The sequence below is a fragment of the Corynebacterium evansiae genome, from assembly GCF_027570065.1.
In the GTDB taxonomy this organism is placed as follows: domain Bacteria; phylum Actinomycetota; class Actinomycetes; order Mycobacteriales; family Mycobacteriaceae; genus Corynebacterium; species Corynebacterium evansiae.
The window spans coordinates 157,474-178,744 of sequence record NZ_JAKMUT010000002.1 but is presented as its reverse complement, the minus strand read 5'-3'; the positions used below and the strand labels follow the sequence as shown (position 1 = coordinate 178,744).

15 protein-coding genes are annotated in these 21,271 nt (G+C 63.7%); 13 read left to right on the top strand and 2 right to left on the bottom strand.

Going from position 1 to position 21,271, the window contains the following annotated elements; translation table 11 throughout:
* Positions 1-55: 55 nt before the first annotated feature.
* The 5 genes from secD (at position 56) to L8V00_RS02730 (ending at position 8,087) form a co-directional block, all read left to right on the top strand.
* Positions 56-1,972, top strand: a complete 1,917-nt coding sequence (gene secD / locus L8V00_RS02750) for a protein translocase subunit SecD (protein ID WP_269944158.1) — start codon at positions 56-58, stop codon at positions 1,970-1,972.
* On the top strand, positions 1,973-3,307 hold the full coding sequence (gene secF, locus L8V00_RS02745) for a protein translocase subunit SecF (RefSeq protein WP_070487568.1): 1,335 nt from the start codon (positions 1,973-1,975) through the stop codon (positions 3,305-3,307).
* Positions 3,308-3,365: 58 nt separating this feature from the next.
* Positions 3,366-5,051: an ABC transporter substrate-binding protein gene (locus tag L8V00_RS02740; protein WP_269944157.1), complete on the top strand. Its 1,686-nt coding sequence runs from the start codon at positions 3,366-3,368 to the stop codon at positions 5,049-5,051.
* Positions 5,052-5,146: 95 nt separating this feature from the next.
* Complete coding sequence (locus L8V00_RS02735) at positions 5,147-5,746, top strand: adenine phosphoribosyltransferase (protein ID WP_035003816.1); 600 nt, start codon at positions 5,147-5,149, stop codon at positions 5,744-5,746.
* Between the two features lie 73 nt (positions 5,747-5,819).
* Positions 5,820-8,087: a RelA/SpoT family protein gene (locus tag L8V00_RS02730; protein WP_070487562.1), complete on the top strand. Its 2,268-nt coding sequence runs from the start codon at positions 5,820-5,822 to the stop codon at positions 8,085-8,087.
* A 21-nt stretch (positions 8,088-8,108) separates the two neighbouring features.
* Here L8V00_RS02730 and L8V00_RS02725 read toward each other — a convergent pair whose 3' ends face one another.
* Positions 8,109-8,975 carry a peptidylprolyl isomerase gene (locus L8V00_RS02725; protein ID WP_269944156.1) on the bottom strand — a complete coding sequence of 289 codons (867 nt, stop codon included), beginning with the start codon at positions 8,973-8,975 and terminating at the stop codon, positions 8,109-8,111.
* A gap of 113 nt (positions 8,976-9,088) precedes the next feature.
* On the opposite strand from L8V00_RS02725, the gene L8V00_RS02720 reads away from it, so the two are divergent.
* The gene (locus tag L8V00_RS02720) at positions 9,089-9,763 is read left to right on the top strand and encodes an MBL fold metallo-hydrolase (RefSeq protein WP_269944155.1); all 675 of its coding nucleotides are present in this window, start codon (positions 9,089-9,091) and stop codon (positions 9,761-9,763) included.
* A gap of 22 nt (positions 9,764-9,785) precedes the next feature.
* A complete protein-coding gene (gene hisS / locus L8V00_RS02715) occupies positions 9,786-11,126 on the top strand; it encodes a histidine--tRNA ligase (RefSeq protein WP_269944154.1) in 1,341 nt (446 codons plus the stop codon).
* Positions 11,127-11,220: 94 nt separating this feature from the next.
* Here the strand turns inward: hisS and ypfJ are convergent, their stop codons facing one another.
* Positions 11,221-12,180 carry a KPN_02809 family neutral zinc metallopeptidase gene (gene ypfJ / locus L8V00_RS02710; RefSeq protein WP_269944153.1) on the bottom strand — a complete coding sequence of 320 codons (960 nt, stop codon included), beginning with the start codon at positions 12,178-12,180 and terminating at the stop codon, positions 11,221-11,223.
* Between the two features lie 100 nt (positions 12,181-12,280).
* On the opposite strand from ypfJ, the gene aspS reads away from it, so the two are divergent.
* From aspS to mltG, 6 genes are all read left to right on the top strand, one after another.
* The gene (gene aspS, locus L8V00_RS02705; protein ID WP_239315980.1) at positions 12,281-14,083 is read left to right on the top strand and encodes an aspartate--tRNA ligase; all 1,803 of its coding nucleotides are present in this window, start codon (positions 12,281-12,283) and stop codon (positions 14,081-14,083) included.
* A gap of 10 nt (positions 14,084-14,093) precedes the next feature.
* Positions 14,094-15,356: a phosphotransferase gene (locus L8V00_RS02700; protein WP_049049934.1), complete on the top strand. Its 1,263-nt coding sequence runs from the start codon at positions 14,094-14,096 to the stop codon at positions 15,354-15,356.
* Positions 15,357-15,375: 19 nt separating this feature from the next.
* On the top strand, positions 15,376-16,752 hold the full coding sequence (locus L8V00_RS02695) for a replication-associated recombination protein A (protein ID WP_049049935.1): 1,377 nt from the start codon (positions 15,376-15,378) through the stop codon (positions 16,750-16,752).
* Positions 16,753-16,805: 53 nt separating this feature from the next.
* The gene (gene alaS / locus L8V00_RS02690; protein WP_269944152.1) at positions 16,806-19,469 is read left to right on the top strand and encodes an alanine--tRNA ligase; all 2,664 of its coding nucleotides are present in this window, start codon (positions 16,806-16,808) and stop codon (positions 19,467-19,469) included.
* 21 nt (positions 19,470-19,490) lie between these two features.
* Positions 19,491-19,958, top strand: a complete 468-nt coding sequence (gene ruvX / locus L8V00_RS02685) for a Holliday junction resolvase RuvX (RefSeq protein WP_049049937.1) — start codon at positions 19,491-19,493, stop codon at positions 19,956-19,958.
* Positions 19,959-20,087: 129 nt separating this feature from the next.
* Positions 20,088-21,242 (top strand): endolytic transglycosylase MltG, encoded by a 1,155-nt coding sequence (mltG, locus tag L8V00_RS02680; RefSeq protein ID WP_241476829.1) that lies wholly within the window; start codon positions 20,088-20,090, stop codon positions 21,240-21,242.
* Positions 21,243-21,271 lie beyond the last annotated feature (29 nt).

Genomic DNA, 21,271 nt, shown 5'->3' with positions numbered 1-21,271 from the left:
TTTTTAGTACACCGGCCGCGCGTGTTTGCGGCTGGATTGCAGGAGACTTAAAGCGGTGGCAAAGAAGAAAAAGAGAACTGCTGCACAGGGCGGCTTCGCGTGGCCGAAGCGGGCGCTCGCCGCATTCGTGGTGGTCGTCCTCATCGTGCTGGGCTTGATCATGTTTACGGGAAACAAATCCTTCGAGCCCAAGCTGGGTATCGACCTGCAGGGCGGTACCCGAGTGACGTTGGTTCCGCAGGGGGATACGCCCACGCCGGATCAGCTGAGCCAGGCGCGCACGATTCTGGAAAACCGCGTGAACGGCATGGGTGTTTCCGGTGCCTCCGTGGTGACGGATGGCAACAACCTGGTCATTACCGTTCCCGGATCGGACGCGGGCGAGGCGCGCTCGTTGGGCAAGACCTCGCAGCTGCTGTTCCGCCCCGAATCGCAGCCGGGGCAGCCCACCAAGGACTTCCCACAGGCCCTGAAGAAGATGGCGAACCGTTGGGTGGAGAACGGAATTATCACCCCAGATTTCGCCAACGAGCGCCTTGGGCAAATGGTTAAGGCATTCCCGCAGCTCGGCCTGGAGGATGCGCCGAAGGAACTGAAGGTCTCCGCCAAGCCACCGGCGGAGCCAAAGGATTCTGTCGAGGAGCAGGAGCGCCGCGACAAGCAGGTCGAGGTACTAAAGGCAGACCGCCAGAGCATGGACGGAAACAAGCAGCAGGCAGCCGGTGCGCTGCTGGACTGTGAAGCTAACGATCCCATGGCAGGCTCCGATGATGCGGATAAGCCTCTGGTCACCTGTAGCGACCAGGGCCCCATGGTTCTAGGCCCGGCGCCGCTGCTGAAGGGCGAGACCGACGAGAAGAACGGCGAGCGCCTGACCGGCGAGATGATCGACACGAACTCGCAGATCACCGGCGGCCTCCAGCCGAACTCGGCGCAGATGGCCATCACCTTTAAGTTCAAGACCGGTGAGCAGACCCCGGGTGGCGAGACCTGGTACGCACTCGGCCAAGAGATGATGGGCAAGCGAGTGGCCATCACCCTGGACTCCAAGGTGATCTCCGCGCCTGAGATCCAGTCGCCGACGCCCCCGGGCGAGGTCTCCCAGATCACGGGTAGTTTCTCCGAAAAGGAAGCCCAGGACCTGGCTAATAACCTGCGCTATGGCGCGCTGCCGTTGAGCTTCGTCGGTGAGAACGGCGAGCCGGGTGGCACTACCACCACGATCTCCCCATCGCTGGGTGCCGCTTCCCTGAAGGCCGGCATCATTGCCGGTCTGGTGGGCCTGGTTCTGGTCGGCCTGTACGCGCTGGCCTACTACCGCGGCCTGGGTGTCGTGGCCATTGTGTCCCTCGTTGCGGCGTTCGCCCTGGTGTACGGATTCATCGTTCTGCTGGGGCGTTGGATTGGCTACAGTCTGGATCTGGCGGGCATCGCCGGCCTGATCATCGGCCTGGGCACCACGGCCGACTCCTTCGTGATTTACTTCGAGAGGATCAAGGACGAGATCAAGAATGGTGCTACGTTCCGCTCTGCAGTGCCACGCGCCTGGCAGCGAGCTCGCAGCACGATCGTCACCGGTAACATCGTCTCCCTGATCGCCGCCGTGATCCTGTACTTCCTGGCTGTCGGCGACGTCAAGGGCTTCGCATTCACCCTGGGTCTGACGACCGTGTTCGACCTGGTCGTGGCGTTCCTGCTGACCGCCCCGCTGTTGATCCTGATGTCCCGCCGACCGCAATTCGCCTCGCCGAAGCTCAACGGACTGGGCGCGGCCTACCGCGTTGCGGAGCGCAAGTACGGGCGGAAGCCCCACGAGCACGCGGTGCGTGCTAAGTCGGCCAAGAAGGCTGATAAGGCCGAGAAGGCCGACAAGGCAGACGTGGCCGAGAAGGCCGAAGATCCGGATGAGGCGGAAGATAAGGCGTCCACAAAGGCAGACACCCCGGCCACCGACGACAAGGAGGGGAAGTAAATGAGTAACCCCGAAACCCTAAGCGTGAAAGAGTCCGAGGCCGTGGAGTCCGCGGAGCTTTCGGCGGCCGAAGCCACCCCGGTCGACGCGCCCGATACCGAGGCGTCCGGCTTCTTCGAGAAGCTCTATAACGGCAACGGTGGGTTCCCCATCGTGCAAAACCGCGGTCGCCTCTATGGCATCCTCGTTGCGGTGGTCGTGGCGTGTCTGCTGTCCATCCTCGTACGCGGCTTCACTCTAGGCATCGACTTCGAGGGCGGCACCCGTATGACCATGCCGCCTGCGGGCGGGGCCACCGAATCTAGCGTTTCGGAGGTCTTCGAGGAGGCCACCGGCATCGCTCCGCAGTCCACTCAGACCGTCGGTAGCGGCGATGCCGAGTCCATCGAAATCACCTCCGAGCGCCTGAGCGAGGAGCAGATCCGCGAGGCCCGTTCGGCGCTGTTCAACGAGTATCACCCGAAGAACAACGTCGGCGAAGTCACTCAGGATGCGATCAGTGACTCCACAGTCTCCGAGTCGTGGGGTAGCAGCATCACCAAGAAGATGCTCATCGCCCTGGGCGTGTTCCTGCTGACGGTGTTCCTCTACATCGCGATCCGCATGGAGCGCGACATGGCCGCCGCGGCCATCATCTGTCTGTTGATCGACCTCACAGTTGTCTCCGGCATTTACGCACTGGTCGGCTTCGAGGTTTCGCCGGCGACCGTGATCGGCCTGCTGACGATTCTGGCGTACTCGCTCTACGACACGGTAGTAGTGTTCGACAAGGTGCAGGAAAACACGTCCGGCCTGTTTGGTTCCACGCGCGCCACCTATGCCGAGGAAACGAACCTGGCCATTAACCAGACGATCATGCGCTCGATCAACACCTCCATCTTCTCCCTGGTACCGATCGCCTCGCTGCTGATCGTTGCCGTCGGCATCATGGGTGTGGGCACGCTGAAGGACCTGGCGCTTGTGCAGTTCATCGGTGTGATCGCCGGTACGTTTAGCTCCATCTTCTTTGCCGCGCCGCTGCTGGTGACGTTCAAGATGCGCCAGCAGAAGTACAAGCAGCACGAGGCCCGCGTGGAGCGCGCCCGTTCCCTCGCTACGTCGCAGGAGGGGTCTTCCGATGAGGACGCCGCAGTGGAGACCGCCGAAGATGCCAACGAAAAGGTAGGAGTTTCCGCCGCAGACGCGGGTGCAGGCGCGGATGCAGATGAGGCGAAGAAGGCCGGAAAGCGCAGCGTATCCAGCCCGAATTCCCGCCTGGCAGACGATTCCACGGAGGACTTCAAGCGCGAGACCCACAACGAAGACGCCGGAAGGTCCTGGCGCCCGGGCATGTAGCCCGGAGAGGCCCGCAGGCTCTTTTCGTTTAGATGTGTTGGAGGAAGGAAGGCGACCAGTGATCCGCAAGCAGGATGCAGTACGGTCCACCGCAGCCTTGGCGCTATCCGCAGCCCTGGCTGCAGCCGGTCTGGCCGGCTGTTCGGAGGATTCCCCGCTGAGCAGCCCGCCGGAGCAGTTCGGATACGTGCTGACCAGCGACCTGGTGACCTCCAACGCGGGCACAGCGGTGGGCGTGGCGACGGATGCCGCGAAAATTTCCGCTCGCCTCTACCCGGGAGCCTTCATCGCGGGGCCGCGCGGACAGAACCTGCCGAATGGCGACTTGGTGACGGCCAAGCCGGCCCCCGGGAATCCTCGACAGGTGGACTACACCATCAACGAGAAGGCCACCTACTCGGATTCCAAGCCGGTAGTCTGCGACGACTTTTTGCTGAGCTTGCAGGCCAGCTCTCGCCCGGACCTTTTCGGCTCCGACATGCCGCTGTTCGGCCAGGTGGAGAAGATTGACTGCGCAGCGGGCGCGAAACAGTTCAGCGTGCACTTCGCCGATAAGCGCGGTGAACGCTACCGGGAACTGTTTGGGCCCGGCACGGTGCTGCCTTCCCACACTGTGGCCGAGAAGGCCGGGGTGGAGGATGTCGTATCCGCCGTCGACACTAAGGACGAACAAGCACTGACGGAGCTGGGTAAGGCCTGGCAGGATGTGTTCACCTTCTCGAAGACTGATCCATCCCAGGTGCCGACCTCCGGGCCGTACAAGATTTCCGCGCGGAAAGATGATGGCTCGCTGAAGCTGGAGAAGAATCCTGAATGGAGCGGGGTGGAGCCCGCCCAATCCCCGGTGTACCTCTGGCCGCAGGGAGCGGACGTTAAGAAGCTGGGGGAGCACAACCAGCTTTCCGTGGTGGATACCAATCGCGGTGCCGGGGAGACTCCTGGCAAGGTGGCTGAGGAGCTGGGCCTCAACGGTGATGAGTTCCGCGTGGTTGAGAGCAACTCTGAGCGCGTGGATACCTTGCGTGTCTCCGACCTTGGCCCGCTGCAGAATCCCGACTCCCGCAAGGCTCTAAATGCTTGCATCGACCGGGAGGCGATCGCCAAGGCCGTAGAGGAGGAGACCGGAGCGGCCGTCCAGCCGACCGGCCTGCGAGTGGTCGGCTCCGAGCACCCGCTGCGCGGCTACCTGGACGACATCAACGATCGGAATATCAAGGTCAATGTCGATGAGGCCCGATCGCAGCTGAACGGAATGACTATCCGCGTGGGCTTCCTCGATTCGGTGCCGCGGTATAAGAAGATTGTTGACGCCCTTAAGTCCCAGTGCGCGGAGGCGGGGGTAAACATTGAACCTGTGCCCCGCTCGGCCGATGACTACGGCCTGCTGGGCGTGGATTACGACGTAGCCCTCGACACCCGTTCGGCCAACGGTCGGAACTCAGCGGTGAACGCCACGCCGGGCGCCGGGCTCAAGGAGATCAGGGGGGCGGAGACGGCGTTGGCCGACGACGCCATGACTTTGCCGCTGGTGACCGAGCCGCGCACCATCCTTGCCGAGGTTCATGCGGCTAACGTGCTGGATAGCTCCTCGGATACGGGGGTGAGCTGGAACATGGATCGCTGGGTGGAGTCCGACGAGCCTGTGGCGACCGGCCGTGCCTCCGACGAAGGCAACGACGGGGCGGAGGGAACTTCCGCTAGCGAGTCCCCCGCAGCTCCCGAAGATGAAGAGCCCAGCAAGTAAGCCCCACCTGTAAGGCTGGCCGGGGCGTTAAGGTAGGAAATGCCCGTGCTGCCGCAGATCCCTCGCAGTCCTAAGAGAGAAAGAGACCTAAGAGCTTGACTTCCGCCGACAACGCCGACCACGCTGACTATTCCGGCAAAGACAGCAATCCCCAGCGCGCAGAGACCGCGGCAAGCGCGCTGCGCCGAAGCATCCGGGTAGTCCCGGACTTTCCCTCACGAGGCATCGTTTTCGAAGACCTCACCCCCGTGCTGGCAGACCCGCACTCCTTCAAGCTTTTGGTGCAGGATCTAGCGGAGCACTGCCGCAATTTCGACATCGACTTGATCGGCGGGTTGGATGCCCGTGGCTTCCTGCTGGGAAGCGCCGTCGCCTACGAGCTGGGCGTGGGTATCCTGGCAGTTCGAAAAGGCGGCAAACTGCCGCCTCCTGTCCACCATGTGGACTACGCTTTGGAGTACGGCACGGCCTCACTAGAGATCCCGGCTGACAACGCGATCCCGCTGCAGGGCAAGAACGTCTTCCTCATCGACGACGTGCTAGCCACCGGCGGTACTCTCGCCGCCTCGCGCGAGCTGTTGGAAAACGCCGGGGCAAGGGTCTGCGGACTCGGCGTGGTGCTAGAAGTATCCGCGTTGGACGGTCGCGATCGTCTGAAGGATCTTCCGCTCTACGTGGTCGACCAGGCCGTCTGATACCCCCAGGGGTCATTGGCGCAGGTGGCGTCAATAAAAAGAAGAGAAGAAACAGGCAGGACTTGAAGCGGCTATGAGCAACGAAAAGGGTTCGCTGTGGATGGCGGCTCGCATTGCGCGAAGCCTCACCGGCACCGGTAAGCCAAAGATCAACCCCGTACTGGGGCCGCTCATTTCCGTGCACAGGCGCTTTCACCCGCGCGCTGACCTCGCCCTGCTGAACCGCGCCTATGCCACCGCCGAGAAGCTGCACGAGGGCGTGAAGCGCAAGTCTGGCGAGCCCTACATCACGCACCCGCTGGCGGTGGCGACGATTGCTGCGGAGATCGGCATGGACACAACCACCGTGGTCGCAGCGCTGCTGCACGACACGGTGGAAGATACTGATTACTCCCTGGATGAACTTTCCCGCGACTTCGGCAGCGAGGTCGCCCGCTTGGTGGACGGCGTGACGAAGCTGGACAAGGTGGTGCTGGGCTCCGCGGCGGAGGCGGAGACCATCCGCAAGATGATCGTCGCCATGGCGGAGGACCCGCGCGTGCTAGTGATTAAGGTGTCTGATCGCCTGCACAATATGCGCACCATGCGCTTCCTGCCGCCGGAAAAGCAGGCGAAGAAGGCACGCGAGACCCTCGAGGTGATTGCCCCGCTGGCCCACCGCCTGGGCATGGCAACCGTGAAGTGGGAGCTGGAAGATCTGGCTTTCGCCATCCTGTATCCGAAGAAGTACGACGAGATCGTGCGCCTGGTTGCCGACCGCGCCCCGAAGCGCGACCAGTACCTGGCGAAGGTGAAGCAGGAGATCGAGCTGGCTATGTCGCGCAGCTCGCTGCACGCCACCGTGGAGGGTCGCCCGAAGCACTACTGGTCGATCTACCAGAAGATGATCGTCCGCGGCCGCGACTTCGACGAGATCTTTGACCTGGTGGGCGTGCGCATTCTGGTGGATAGCGTGCAGGATTGCTACGCGGCCGTCGGTGCCATCCACACCCTCTATCAGCCGATGCCGGGGCGGTTCAAGGACTATATTTCCTCCCCGCGCTTCGGGGTGTACCAGTCGCTGCACACCACCGTGATCGGCCCGGACACTAAGCCGCTGGAAGTGCAGATCCGCACCCACGAGATGCACCACAACGCCGAGTATGGCATTGCGGCGCACTGGCGGTACAAGGAAACCCGCGGCAACAATAACAGCGAGTCCGCAGAGGTGGATCAGATGGCGTGGATGCGCCAGCTGCTGGATTGGCAGAAGGAGGCCGCGGATCCGAACGAGTTCCTGGACTCGCTGCGCTACGACCTGTCCACCAACCAGATCTTCGTGTTCACGCCGAAGGGCGATGCCATCACCCTGCCGAACGGCTCCACGCCGATCGACTTTGCCTATGCGGTGCACACTGAGATCGGGCACCGCTGCATCGGTGCGAAGGTCAACGGCAAGCTGGTGGCACTGGAATCCAAGCTGAATACCGGCGACAAGGTGGAGGTCTTTACCTCCAAGGACCAGAACTCCGGGCCGTCGAAGGACTGGATGAATATCGTCGTTTCGCCGCGCGCGAAGGCGAAGATTCGGCAGTGGTTTGCCAAGGAGCGCCGCGAGGAAGCTGCGGAGAAGGGGCGCGACCTGCTGGCTGCCGAAGCGCAGCGGGGTGGCCTGGCGGTGCACCGCCTGTTCACGCATGAATCCCTGCGGCTGCTGGCCAGCGACATGAACTACCAGGATGTCGAGGCGCTCTATACGGCCATTGGGCGGGGAGAGGTCACCGCCGGGCACGTCTGCCACCGCCTGGTTGAGGGGATGGAGCCGGAATCCGAGGCAGATGACGTCCTGCAGTCGGGTTCGGCGACCTCGAAGATTGCGAACACCCCGCAGGAAGGCCGCGGCGATGGCTCCGGCATTCTGGTGCAGGGGGAGGCCGACTTCTCCGCGAAGCTGGCGAAGTGCTGCACCCCGGTGCCGGGCGATAAGATCTTCGGCTTCATCACCAAGGGCGGGGGAGTAAGCGTGCACCGCACGGACTGCACCAATTCTGAGAAGCTGCACCAGGAGCCGCAGCGGATCATCGAGGTCTCGTGGGCCAGCAGCTTCCACAATGCGGTGTTTATGGTCACGATCCAGATCGAGGGTCTGGATCGCAACGGTTTGCTCTCTGAGGTGACGCGCGTGGTCTCTGACCAGAAGGTGCCGATCATCGCTACGAACTCGCACACCGCGGGCGATAGGGTGGCGACGATCCGCTTCACCTTCGAGGTGTCGGACACGAAGCAGCTGGGCTACATGATGAACCAGCTGCGCAACGTCGAAGGCGTCTACGATGTCTACCGCGTCACGACGGGCGGCTAGCTGCGTGGCTAGCCCAGAAGACTAGCCCAGCACCGCGGACTCGATGTTGATGTCCTCGGACGGGGAGGCATCGCCCTCAGGCGCCTTTTCCATCAGCTTATCCAGCACCTTCAGGCCGGCCTCGTCGATGGTGCCGAAGACGTTGTAGCTCGGCGGCAGGGTGGTGTCGCCGGTGACCAGGAAGAACTGGCTGCCGTTGGTATCCGGGCCACTGTTGGCCATCGCCAGGGTGCCGCGCTTGTAGTTGACCGGGGCGTCGGCCTGGCCTTCGTCCACGCCGTTGCTCGGGAACTCATCCGCGAAGCTGTAGCCCGGGCCGCCTGCGCCGGTGCCCTCGGGGTCGCCGCACTGCAGGATCGTCATGGAATCGGACTTCACGGAACGGTGGCACTTGGTGGAGTCGTAGAACTTCTTCTCCACCAGGTGCTTGAAGGAGTTGGTGGAGCACGGGGACTTGTCGTTGGCCAGCTCCAGGCCGACCTTCTGGCCGTTCATGGTCAGGGTGACCTTCTCGGTTCCCTTGGCGGTCACGTCCTTGCCGTTGGGCAGTCCTGCGTCGCTGAGCTCGCCTTCCGGATCCTTCTTGTACTCGCACTTCACCGTGTCACCGTAGGGCTCCTTGGGGCCTGCCGGCAGCGCCACGGGCTTCACATCCGGCTCTTCGGACTGCTGCTGCTCGCTCTCGGCGACCTGATCTTCTTCCTCGTCGGAGGTGTAGGTGGCGGCGAACCAGATGCCGCCGACGATGACCACCAGCACGGCGAGGGTTGCTGCGACCACGCCCAGCGGTGCGATCTTGGCCTTGCGCTCGCGGGACTTCAGAGCTTTCTCTAGCTCCGACAGCGCCTGGTCGCGCTGAGCCGCGTTCGGGTAGTTGTTGTCAGACACGTTTTTCTAGGACCTTTCTTGTGCTAGATACGGAGATCCATTATGCCCTATATACTGGCCGATTCGGGTGAAGGGGCACGGGCTCGTTGCTGTTTTCGCTAGGGTTTAGTGGCATGAGCACAGACGCAACCCTCCTGCCGGATACGACGCAGATCCTTTCTTTTCCCGCCGGTCCTTTCGAAACCAATTGCTATGTGGTGATTGATGGTTCTGACGCCACCAGCGGGGAAAACTCCCCGGCGGTCGTTATAGACCCGGGAATGGGTGCCTTCGAGAACATCCAGAGGCTCGCCGAGGAGCACAAGTTCTTCGTAGAGAAGGTCGTTCTGACTCACGGGCACATCGACCACATCCGCGACGCGGGAGCCTTCGGAGTGCCGGTGTACGTGCACGAGTTGGATCGCTTCATGCTGGAGATGGATCAGGCGGCCAGCCCGCTGGCGCAGCCTTTTGACGTGGCCAACATGCCCGCGATTGAGGACATTCGCCACCTGGGGGATTCCATCAGCATCGGTGGCGCGGAGTTCGAGATTCACCACATGCCGGGCCACTCGCCGGGGCATGTCATGTTCCGCGTGAATGGGCTGATCTTCGGCGGGGATGTGCTGTTCCGCGGGGGAGTGGGCCGCACAGACCTTCCGGGGTGCTCGCCCGAGGACATGATGCTGAGCCTTAAGAAGCTCACCACCGACTTCGCCGACGAGGACATTGTGCTGCCGGGCCACGGCCCGCACACGACCATCGGGGAAGAAAAACGCACCAATAGCTTCCTGGCGGCAGTGCAATAGCCGTTTAGTAGACTGTTCACTTGTGACTGAGAGCGAGAAGAAGCAACAGAAGTCCCAGAAGACTAAGGCTGAGAAGTTTAAGGCGCTAAGCGCGCCGAAGGGCGTGCCGGACTACGTGCCGCCAACATCGCCGGAATTCAAGGCGGTCAAGGATGCGTTCACCTCCGCCGCGCACGCCGCAGGCTACGAGCACGTGGAGCTGCCGATCTTCGAGGAGACCTCTCTGTTCGCCCGTGGCGTTGGCGAATCCACCGACGTTGTGTCGAAGGAGATGTACACCTTCGCCGACCGGGGCGGCCGTTCGGTAACCCTGCGGCCGGAGGGCACGGCGGGCGTCATGCGTGCCGTCATTGAGCACAACCTGGATCGCGGGCAGCTCCCCGTCAAGCTGGTCTACAACGGCCCCTTCTTCCGCTACGAGCGCCCCCAGGCCGGCCGCTACCGCCAGCTGCAGCAGGTGGGCGTGGAAGCCATCGGCGTGGACGATCCGGCGCTGGACGCCGAGGTTATCGCACTGGCGCACCGCTGCTTTAGCTCCATTGGGTTGAATGGTTTCCGCCTGGAGCTAACCAGCCTGGGCGACTGGGACGACCGCCCCGCCTACCGGCAGAAGCTGCAGGACTTCCTGGCCACGCTACCGTTGGACGAGGAGACGCAGCGCCGTGCGCAGCTGAACCCGCTGCGTGTCCTGGACGATAAGCGACCCGAGATGCAGGAGATGCTGGCCGAGGCTCCCTTGATGTTGGATCACCTCAGCGATTCCTCCCGCGAGCACTTCGAGACCGTGACCGGGCTGCTGGACGACCTGGGCGTGGGCTACACCATCAACCCGCGGATGGTGCGCGGCCTGGACTACTACACGAAGACCTGCTTTGAGTTCGTCCACGACGGCCTGGGCGCGCAGTCCGGCATCGGCGGCGGTGGCCGCTACGACGGCCTGATGGCTCAGCTGGGCGGGCAGGATCTTTCCGGAATCGGCTTCGGGCTGGGAGTTGATAGGGCACTGCTGGCGCTCGAGGCGGAGGAGAAGAGGGCGTCAACAGGAAGAAGGGTTGATGTCTACGGCGTGGCACTCGGCGCGGAGGCCAAGCGGCGCATGGTGGGCATCGTGGACGACCTGCGCGAGCGCGGGGTCGCCGCCGATATGTCCTACGGCGACCGCGGGTTGAAGGGAGCCATGAAGGGCGCCGACCGTGCCGGTGCACTGTATGCCCTGGTGCTGGGGGATAAGGAGCTGGCTGAGGGCACGGTGACGGTGAAGGATCTCGGCGCTCACGAACAGCACGAGGTGGATCTGGCTGCCGTCGTAGAGCTGCTGGCGGAGAAGACGGAGAAGCCGGCAGAGAGGACGACAGGCGCTTAGTAGAACGGCTTTGCCGAACTGGCTGCGCCCATACCTGCCGCCGCAGCGTTAAGAGCGCTGCAGGCGGGGCACCGCGGGGCTACCTGCGCGGGGCTTAGCGCTGGAAGTCCTGGTGGCAGGACTTCATGGTGCCGCCCTGGTAGCCGCGCATGAACCAGTCCACGCGCATTTCGGAAGACCCGTGGGTCCACTTGTCGGGATCTACTTCCTGTCCGGAGCTGGACTGGATGGCGTCATCGCCAATAGAACGAGCAGTCGCAATAGCCTGCTCGACCTGCTCCTGGGTTAGGGGCTCCAACAGAGCGTCCTCACCCTTGTCGGCGTTCTGGGCCCATACGCCGGCGTAGCAATCGGCCTGGACCTCCATCTTCACCGCGTTGGAATCCTCACCCGGGTTGTCGTAGTCGCTCAACCCCAGGTTGCCTTCCAGGTTCTGGATGTGGTGGCCGAACTCGTGGGCGGTGACGTACATCTGGGCGAACGGTCCGTTGGATCCGCCCATCTGCTTCAGCTCGTCGAAGAACGGGACGGACAGGTAGACCGTCTCGTCGCCGGGGCAGTAGAACGGCCCGGTGCTAGCTAGGTTCGCGGAGCCACAGCGGGTGCTGGTCTGCCCCTCGGCAAGCACCAGCCCCGGCTCCCTGTAATCGGTCCCAGCCTCGTCCGGCAGTGCCGAGTTCCAGAACTGGTCGACCGACTTCGCCGTGGCCAGCACACGGCAATCGTCGTTGTTGTTGGCGTCCTCGGCCGTCTGGCAGTGCTCGAAGCCCTCGCCGCCCTGACTGCTATTGACGCCCGCACGTTGATCGGCGCCGTTGTTTCCGCCCAACATCCCCATTCCACCGTTGAAGAAGAACACGAGAATGGCGGCAACGATGATTCCGGGAATGCCAAAGCGGCGGGCGAGAGCGCCAAAGAGCAGCCCCGTAAAGAGGCCGCCGCCTCCACCCTGATTGCCACCCCCGCCGCCGAAGCCGAATCCGCCCCCGCCGGAGCCGGTGCCTCCGCGCTGTCCACGGTCGGAATAATTGTTGAGATTGTTGTTAAAAGTCACAAGTGAATCGTGCCATACCCGGGCGACGTACACACCCCATTGCGGACAAGGTAAGCTGTAAGGCCGAAAAGGCTAAAAATCGAGGAAGGACTATAGGAACGTGCTGCGCACACACCTGGCGGGCGAACTGCGCCCAGAGAATATTGGTGATGAAGTGACCCTGACCGGCTGGGTTGGTCGTCGACGCGACCACGGTGGCGTCATTTTCATCGACCTGCGCGACCGCAGCGGCGTGGCACAAGTCGTCTTCCGCGAGTCCGAGGTGGCGGAGCGTGCGCACGACCTGCGCAGCGAGTACTGCCTGAAGGTAACCGGCGTGGTCGAGGCTCGCCCGGAGGGATCCGAGAACCCGAACCTGGCCTCTGGCGGCATCGAGGTCAACGTGTCCGCCCTGGAGGTTCTGAACGAGGCGGCGGCGCTGCCGTTCCAGATCGACGATCCGTCCTCCTCCGGCGAGGTGGGCGAGGAAACCCGCCTGAAGTACCGCTACCTGGATCTGCGCCGCAAGACCCAGGGCGATGCGCTGCGCCTCCGCTCCCGTGTTAACCAGGCTGCCCGCGGGGTTCTGGCCGAGCACGACTTCACGGAGATCGAAACCCCGACGCTGACCCGCTCCACCCCGGAGGGCGCCCGCGACTTCCTGGTGCCCGCACGCCTGCGCCCGGGCACGTTCTACGCCCTGCCGCAGTCCCCGCAGCTGTTCAAGCAGCTGCTGATGGTGGCTGGCATGGAGCGCTACTACCAGATCGCCCGCTGCTACCGCGACGAGGACTTCCGCGCCGACCGCCAGCCTGAGTTCACCCAGCTGGACGTCGAAATGTCCTTCGTGGACCAGGAAGACGTGATCTCCCTGGCAGAGGAGATCCTGGTGGCCATCTGGAAGGAGATCGGCTACGAGATCTCCACCCCGATCCCGCGCATGACCTACGCCGATGCCATGAAGTACTACGGCTCCGACAAGCCGGATCTGCGCTTCGACATCCAGATCACCGAGTGCACCGACTTCTTCAAGAACACCACCTTCCGCGTATTCCAGAACGAGTACGTCGGTGCCGTGGTCATGGACGGTGGCGCTGACCAGCCCCGCCGCCAGCTGGATGCCTGGCAGGAGTGGGCCAAGCAGCGCGGTGCGAAGGGCCTGGCCTACATTCTGGTGGGCGAGGACGGCGAGCTGTCCGGCCCGGTTGCCAAGAACATTACTGACGAAGAGCGCGCGGGCATTGCCGAGCACGTCGGCGCCAAGCCGGGCGACTGCATCTTCTTCGCCGCAGGCGAGACCAAGCCGTCCCGCGCCCTGCTGGGTGCTGCCCGCGGCGAGATCGCTAACAAGCTGGGCCTGATCAAGGAAGGAGACTGGGCCTTCACCTGGGTTGTTGACGCCCCACTGTTCGAGCCGGCTGCGGATGCCGCCGCGTCTGGCGACGTGGCCCTGGGCCACTCCGCGTGGACTGCCGTGCACCACGCCTTTACCTCCCCGAAGCCGGAGTACCTGGATAACTTCGACGAGAACCCGGGCGAGGCGCTGGCCTACGCCTACGACATCGTGTGTAACGGCAACGAGATCGGCGGCGGTTCTATTCGTATCCACCAGCCGGATGTGCAGGAGCGCGTGTTCAAGGTCATGGGCATCACCGAGGAGGAGGCCCGCGAGAAGTTCGGCTTCCTGCTGGATGCGTTTGCCTTCGGTGCCCCGCCGCACGGTGGTATCGCGTTCGGTTGGGACCGCATCGTCTCCCTGCTGGGCGGCTTCGATTCCATCCGCGACGTCATCGCCTTCCCGAAGTCCGGCGGCGGCGTGGATCCGCTGACCGACGCCCCGGGCGAGATCTCCGCGGAGCAGCGTAAGGAATCCGGTATCGATTTCAAGCCGAAGAAGGGCCAGAAGGGCCAGAAGGAAAAGTAGGCGAGTAGTAGTGCAATCAGTCGAGTCCACTGTCGAGGCGGCAACCCAGGTTTTGGCGAACCGCTTCGGAGGTTCACCCGAACTCAGCGATCCGCAGGATCTGGGTGGCAGTGGCTCCTCGATGGTTCTGCGCTGCCGGATTTCCGCCGACCCCTTCCTGCAGGAACGCACGGTGGTTATCAAGCAGCTGCCGCCGGAAAGCGAAGGGGACGCGGCCGCCGCGAACGCTGATGGCAGCGACGGTGCCGGCGATGCAGGGGAGTTCGGTCCGGATGCCCTCGGCATGCTCCGCGAGGTCGTGGCCTACCAGTACACCAATACTCTGGCGGAGACGGTACGCCCCGGCCCTGTACTGCTGGCTTATGACATCGACCAGCGCCTGCTGATTCTGTCGGACGCGGGCGACGGCACGAGCTTTACCGACGTGCTTACGCTCCAGGATTCCAAGTCCCGCATCGGAGCCCTGCGTAAGCTCGGCCGTTCGCTGGGCAAAATGCACGCCGCCACGTTCGGTGGCGCGCAGTCTTACTCCACCCTGATGCGCCGCCAGTGCCAGCGCCACCACATCAGCCCCGAGGCGATCGAAGAGTCCGACATCAACGTCGGCGAGCTCATCCAGTCGGGCGTGGACCTCATGATTTCCAACGGCCTGACCATCGACCCGGTGGTACAGCGCTACGCCACCAAGGCCGTCGAGCGCCAGAACAAGTCCGAGTTTCTGGTCTTCACCCCCTTCGACCTGGCGCCCGACAACGTCATGCTCACGGACAACATCGTGCTGCTGGACTACGAGTGGGCCGGTTTCCGGGACGCGGCCTTCGACGTCGCCTGCGTGGTGGCGGGGTTCCCCCAGGACAATTCCACCCCGGCTTTGGACGAGCCGGAGACCACGGAGTTCCTCGCCGCCTGGCGGGCGGAGGCCCAGCAGATCTGGCCTGCAATCTCCGACGACGAGGTCTTCCACGACTGGGTCATGTCTGCCCTCATCGGCTGGGCATTCCTGTCGTTGATCATGATGTACTACGGCCGGCTTTCCGTGGCCAAGCACTCCTCGTTCGTCTTCGGTGAAGAATCCGACAACCAGGAGGTTTCGCGCTCGATCCGCCACATGTCGGAGGAGCAGCTCGAGGACCTGGCCACGACGGTGGAGGCCATCGAGCGCTTCTCCCGCCGCCGCGACTCCCAAGACTTCGAGGCGATTGGTGGCTTCGCCCGAGTCCTTTTGAAGGTGCTGTCGCAGCTGGGAGCCTTCCCGAACGAGCGCGACGAGTAGCGCCCACAGCCTAAAGCCGATGGACGATCTGTTTTCTCAAGGTCAGCAGGGCAGCGGCGCCGACGCGCACTCGGCTGAGGCCTATTTTCACCCCGGCTCCCACGCCCCACTGGCGGTTCGCATGCGCCCCCGCAGCCTCGATGAGGTGGTGGGGCAGGACAAGGTTCTCGGCCCGGGCTCGCCGCTGCGCCGCCTGATCGAAGGCCACGGCGATACCTCCGTCATCCTCTATGGCCCGCCCGGCACCGGAAAAACCACCATCGCCAGCCTCATCTCCCAGGCTTCCGGCCGCCGCTTCGAGGCCTTGAGCGCCCTGAACTCCGGCGTCAAGGAAGTCCGCGCGATCATCGAGCAGGCCCGCAAGCGCCTGGTCATGGGCGAGCACACCGTGCTGTTCATCGACGAGGTACACCGATTCTCCAAAACCCAGCAGGACGCGCTGCTCTCCGCCGTCGAAAACCGCACCGTGCTGCTGGTCGCCGCCACCACCGAGAACCCCTCGTTCTCTGTGGTCTCGCCGCTCTTGTCGCGGTCGTTGCTTGTCCAACTTTCTTCTCTTAGTGACGCCGACATCCGCACCGTACTGCAGCGCGCCCTCGACGACGAGCGCGGATACGCTGGCCGACTGCGGGTGACCCCCGAGGCCATGGACCAGCTTGTCGCCATGGCTGCAGGGGACGCCCGCCGTAGCCTGACGTACCTGGAGGCCGCGGCCGAGGGAGTCGAGCCGGAAGGGGAGGACGGCGTGGCGGAGCTGGTGGCGTCACAAGTAAAAAAGTCCCTTAACAAGGCAGTGGCGCGATACGACCGCGACGGCGACCAGCACTACGACATCACCAGTGCCTTCATTAAATCCATCCGCGGCTCGGATCCGGACGCCGCGCTGCACTACCTAGCCCGCATGCTGGAAGGCGGCGAAGATCCGCGCTTCATCGCCCGCAGGCTGGTGATCCACGCCAGCGAGGACATCGGCATGGCCGACCCGCAGGCGCTGCAAGTGGCGGTGGCGGCGTATCACGCGGTGAGCTTCATCGGCATGCCGGAGGCTCGGCTCAACCTGGCGCAGGCCACGATCCACCTGGCGACCGCGCCGAAGTCCAACGGGGTGATCGCGGCGATCAACTCCGCCATTGGGGACGTGCAGGCAGGCAAGGGCGGGGCAGTGCCGGCTCACCTGCGCGACGGCCACTACCAAGGGGCGAAGGCGCTGGGTAACGCGGTGGGATACGTCTATCCGCACGATGACCCCAAGGGCGTGGTGCCGCAGCAGTACCTGCCGGACGATCTGAAGGACGCGGTGTACTACCGGCCGACAACCCACGGCCACGAAAAGACCATTGCCGCGCGCTTGAGTAGCCTTAGGGCTATCGTTCGCTCCTTCCTGACCCGGGGGTAGAATGTACGCATTCCATTTACAGTCGACATAGAACTCTACGAGGTAAAGCCACCGTGCAAACGCATGAGATCCGCCAGCGCTTCATCGAGCACTTCACCAAGGCCGGGCACACCGAGGTACCCAGCGCATCGCTGATCCTGGACGACCCGAACCTTCTGTTCGTGAACGCCGGCATGGTTCCGTTCAAGCCCTACTTCCTGGGCCAGCAGAACCCACCGTTTGAAAACGGCACGGCGACCTCCATCCAGAAGTGCGTGCGCACCCTGGACATCGACGAGGTCGGCATCACCACCCGCCACAACACGTTCTTCCAGATGGCGGGCAACTTCTCCTTTGGTGCGTACTTCAAGGAAGGCGCGATCACGCACGCTTGGACGCTGCTGACCGACCCGGTGGAAGAAGGCGGCCTGGGCCTGGATCCGGAGCGCCTGTGGGTCACCGTCTTTACCGACGACGATGAGGCGGCGGAGATCTGGAACAAGAAGATCGGCGTACCCGAGCACAAGATCCAGCGCCTCGGCATGGAGGATAACTACTGGTCCATGGGCATTCCCGGCCCGTGTGGACCCTGCTCGGAGATCTACTACGACCGCGGCCCGGAGCACGGCCAGGAGGGCGGCCCGATCGTCGACGACACCCGCTACATCGAGATCTGGAACCTCGTGTTCATGGAGAACGAGCGCGGTGAGGGCCTGGGCAAGGGCAACTTCGAGATCGTCGGCAAGCTGCCGAAGAAGAACATCGATACCGGCCTGGGCATCGAGCGTGTCGCCTGCATCCTGCAGGACGTGGACAACGTGTACGAGACCGACCTGCTGCGCCCCGTCATTGACGTGGCCCAGGAGGTCACCGGCGCCAAGTACGGCGCAGACCAGGCCAACGACGTGCGCTTCCGCGTGATCGCCGACCACTCCCGCACCGGCTTGATGCTGATGTTGGACGGCGTGACCCCCGGCAACGAGGGACGCGGCTACATTCTGCGCCGCCTGCTGCGCCGCATCATCCGCTCCGCCCGCCTGCTGGGCGCAACGGGGGAGACCCTAGAGAAGTTCATGGACACCGTGCGGGAGACCATGACGCCCTCCTACCCAGAAATCGCCGAGAACTACGAGCGCATTCGCGCCGTGGCTCTGGCCGAGGAGAAGTCCTTCCTGAAGACCCTGGAATCCGGCTCCCAGATGTTCGACAACTGGGCCCACGGCGCCAAGGAGCGCGGCGAGGGCACCGTCCCGGGCGACGTTGCTTTCTCCCTGCACGACACCCACGGCTTCCCGATCGACCTGACCCAGGAGATGGCCGCCGAGGCCGGCCTGAAGGTGGACATTGACGGCTTCCACGACCTGATGGCGGAGCAGAAGGCTCGTGCAAAGGCCGATAACAACGCCAAGAAGCTGGGCCACGTGGATCAGACGATCTACCGCCCGTTCGTGGATAACCACCCGACCGTGTTCACCGGCTACGAGAACCTGGCTGACGAGGCCTCCGTGCTGGGCATCATCCGCGACGGCGCGCTGGTGGAGACTGTCCCGGAGGGCGCTGCCGCTCAGGTGATCTTGGACCGCACCCCGTTCTACGCTGAGGCCGGCGGCCAGATGGCCGATCGCGGCGAGATGACCACCACCTCGGGCGCTGCCCGCGTGGAGGACGTGCAGAAGGTCGGCAAGAAGGTCTGGGTACACCACGTGACCGTCAGTGGCGGCGAGCTGGCCGTGGGGCAGAAGGTGCAGGCCACGGTGGACAAGGCGTGGCGCCACCAGGCACGCCAGGCGCACTCCGGCACGCACCTGATCCACGCCGCCCTGCGCGAGGTGCTGGGGCCGACAGCCGTCCAGGCGGGCTCCATGAACAAGCCGGGCTACCTGCGCTTCGACTTCAACTACGGCGAGCAGCTGACCGAGCACCAGCTGAACCAGATTGAGGAGATCGCCAACGGCGCCGTGGATAGCGACTACCAGGTGAACACCATCGAGACCTCCCTGGAGGAGGCCAAGGCGATGGGCGCCATGGCTCTGTTCGGCGAGAACTACGGCTCCGAGGTGCGCGTCGTGGAGATCGGCGGACCGTTCTCCATGGAGCTGTGTGGCGGTATCCACGTGGAGCACTCCTCCCAGGTCGGCCCGATCTCCGTGCTCGGTGAGTCCTCCGTCGGCTCCGGCGTGCGCCGCATCGAGGCCTACACCGGCATGGATTCCTTCCGCTTCCTCAGCACCGAGAAGTCTCTGGTGGCCGGCCTGGCGACCAGCCTGAAGACCCCGAGCGAGGAACTGCCGGAGCGCATCGACGCGCTCACCGCCAAGCTAAAGGCCGCCGAGAAGCAGATCCAGCAGCTGCGTGCGCAGCAGCTGCAGGGGCAGGTAGGCCAGCTGGTGGAGAAGGCTGAGACTATCGGCGAGGTCAAGATCCTGGCCGAGCAGCTGCCGGAAGGCGTGGCCGCAGGCGACCTGCGCACCCTCGCCATGGATGCGAAGAACCGTCTGGGCTCCGAGCCCGCCGTCGTGGTATTCGCCTCCGTGGACGGCGCGAAGGTTCCTTTCGTCGCCGCTGCGAACGATGCCGCTGTGGACAAGGGCATCAAGGCCGGCGAGCTCGTCAAGGCCTTCGGGGAGAAGGTCTCCGGTCGCGGTGGCGGTAAGCCGGCCATGGCACAGGGCTCTGGTTCGGACGCCGCCGGCATCTCCGCCGGTATCGAGGCCGTCAAGAGCGCGCTGCGCGGATAGTCGGCCGGGGAGTTTTCGCTGATGCAGACCGAAAAACCAGACCCAGCCACCGACCCGGGCCGCGGCCGGAGGCTCGGCCTCGACGTGGGCACCGTGCGCATTGGGGTGGCGATCTCGGACCCGGACTGCATCCTGGCCACTCCGGTGGAGACCGTCCAGGCCACCGCAGACGACGCGGATGTGCGGCGCGTCGCGGAGATCTGCCGGGAGAATTTCGTGGTGGAGATCGTAGTTGGTCTGCCGGTCGCGCTGCGCGGGAACCATACACAAAGCACCCTTAATGCCGAGGAATTTGCCCGCTTAGTTAAAGAAGAATTGCCGGATATTCCGCTGCGCATGGTGGACGAAAGAATGTCTACGATGGCCGCTACGCATGCGTTTCACGCCTCCGGCGTCAATAGTAAAAAAGGCAGAAAAAAGATCGACCAGGCAGCAGCAGTACATATTCTGCAGGGGTGGTTAGACACGCGGCGGCGCGCGCTTTCCTAAAATTTACCAATTCGTGAGAAAATGACCGGCGACGCTTAACATCGTTGGGCTCAGCTCGTATTTGACGTTATAGAGCAAACCCAAGAGCACACTCAAGACTAAACCCTGTACGAAAGGCCACACGGATCTATGGGATCGACCCGTAACATGCAGCCGAAGTTTAGACGGCGCCGTCAGATGGCGGCCGCGCTGGCTATCGCTCTGGTCGTTCTGTTGGTTGGCACTTGCGCCTACGTCTGGTACCAGCGCGACGTTGTGGCCGTGCGTGATTACGAGGGGGAGGGCAACGGCAACGTCGTCATGGTGCGCGTGAGCCCGGGCGACTCCGTGGATAGCCTGGCCGAACAGCTGGTGGAAAAGGACGTGGTGGGCTCCCGCCGCGCCCTGATGTCAGCCGCGGAGCGCAAGGATCCCGAACTGCAGGCGGGCTACTACCCACTGCAAGAGCAGATGTCTGCCGATAAGGCTCTGGAGTGGCTGTCCAGCGATGACCGGCGCCGGGGTGTAGTCGATATTCCCAACGGTCTGACCCTCCAAGACGTCAAGGTGGTCGACGGCGATAACCGCAAGGGCATCTTCACTCTGGTCTCCGAGCAGACCTGCCAGGACGAGCACACCTGTGTGTCTGTCGAAGACCTGCAGAAGGCCGCGGCCCAGACCCCGCCGGAACAGCTGGAGATCGCGGACTGGGCTTTGGACAAGGTGAACGCGCGCGGCGATGACCCGAAGCGCATCGAGGGCCTGATTTCCCCGGGCGTGCACCTATTCGACCCGACCAGTAGTCCGGAGGAGATCCTGAAGTCTCTGCTGAAGACCTCCAAGGAGCAGTACGAGAACACCGGACTGCTGTCTTCTGCAGAGAAGGTGGGCTTAAGCCCCTATGACATGCTGGTGGCGGCTTCCCTGGTGGAGCGCGAGGCTCCGGAGGGCGACTTCGACAAGGTTGCGCGCGTGATCCTGAACCGCCTGGACGTAAACCAAAAGCTCGAGTTTGACTCGACGGTGAACTACGACCTGAGCGAGGTTGAGGTCGCCACCACCGACGAGGATCGTAAGCGCCCGACCCCGTGGAACACTTATGCCAAGGAGGGGCTGCCGGACACCCCGATCTCCTCGCCTGGCCTGCAGGCTCTGCACGCGATCGAGAACCCAGCCGAAGGCGACTGGCTGTACTTCGTTACCGTAGACCGCGACGGCCGCACCGTCTTCAACCGCGACTTTGACGCGCACGAGCGGGCAATCGAGGAATCCCGCCGCAACGGTGTGCTGGATTCGAACCGCTAGAACTTAAGCCAAGATCAAGAGCAAACCTA

Excerpts from the sequence above, each read along its gene's own strand:
- L8V00_RS02695 (WP_049049935.1), top strand. The coding sequence starts at position 15,376 with ATGGACGATCTGTTTTCTCAAGGTCAGCAGGGCAGCGGCGCCGACGCG.
- mltG (WP_241476829.1), top strand. The coding sequence starts at position 20,088 with ATGGGATCGACCCGTAACATGCAGCCGAAGTTTAGACGGCGCCGTCAG.
- secF (WP_070487568.1), top strand. The coding sequence starts at position 1,973 with ATGAGTAACCCCGAAACCCTAAGCGTGAAAGAGTCCGAGGCCGTGGAG.
- L8V00_RS02730 (WP_070487562.1), top strand. The coding sequence starts at position 5,820 with ATGAGCAACGAAAAGGGTTCGCTGTGGATGGCGGCTCGCATTGCGCGA.
- L8V00_RS02720 (WP_269944155.1), top strand. The coding sequence starts at position 9,089 with ATGAGCACAGACGCAACCCTCCTGCCGGATACGACGCAGATCCTTTCT.
- ruvX (WP_049049937.1), top strand. The coding sequence starts at position 19,491 with ATGCAGACCGAAAAACCAGACCCAGCCACCGACCCGGGCCGCGGCCGG.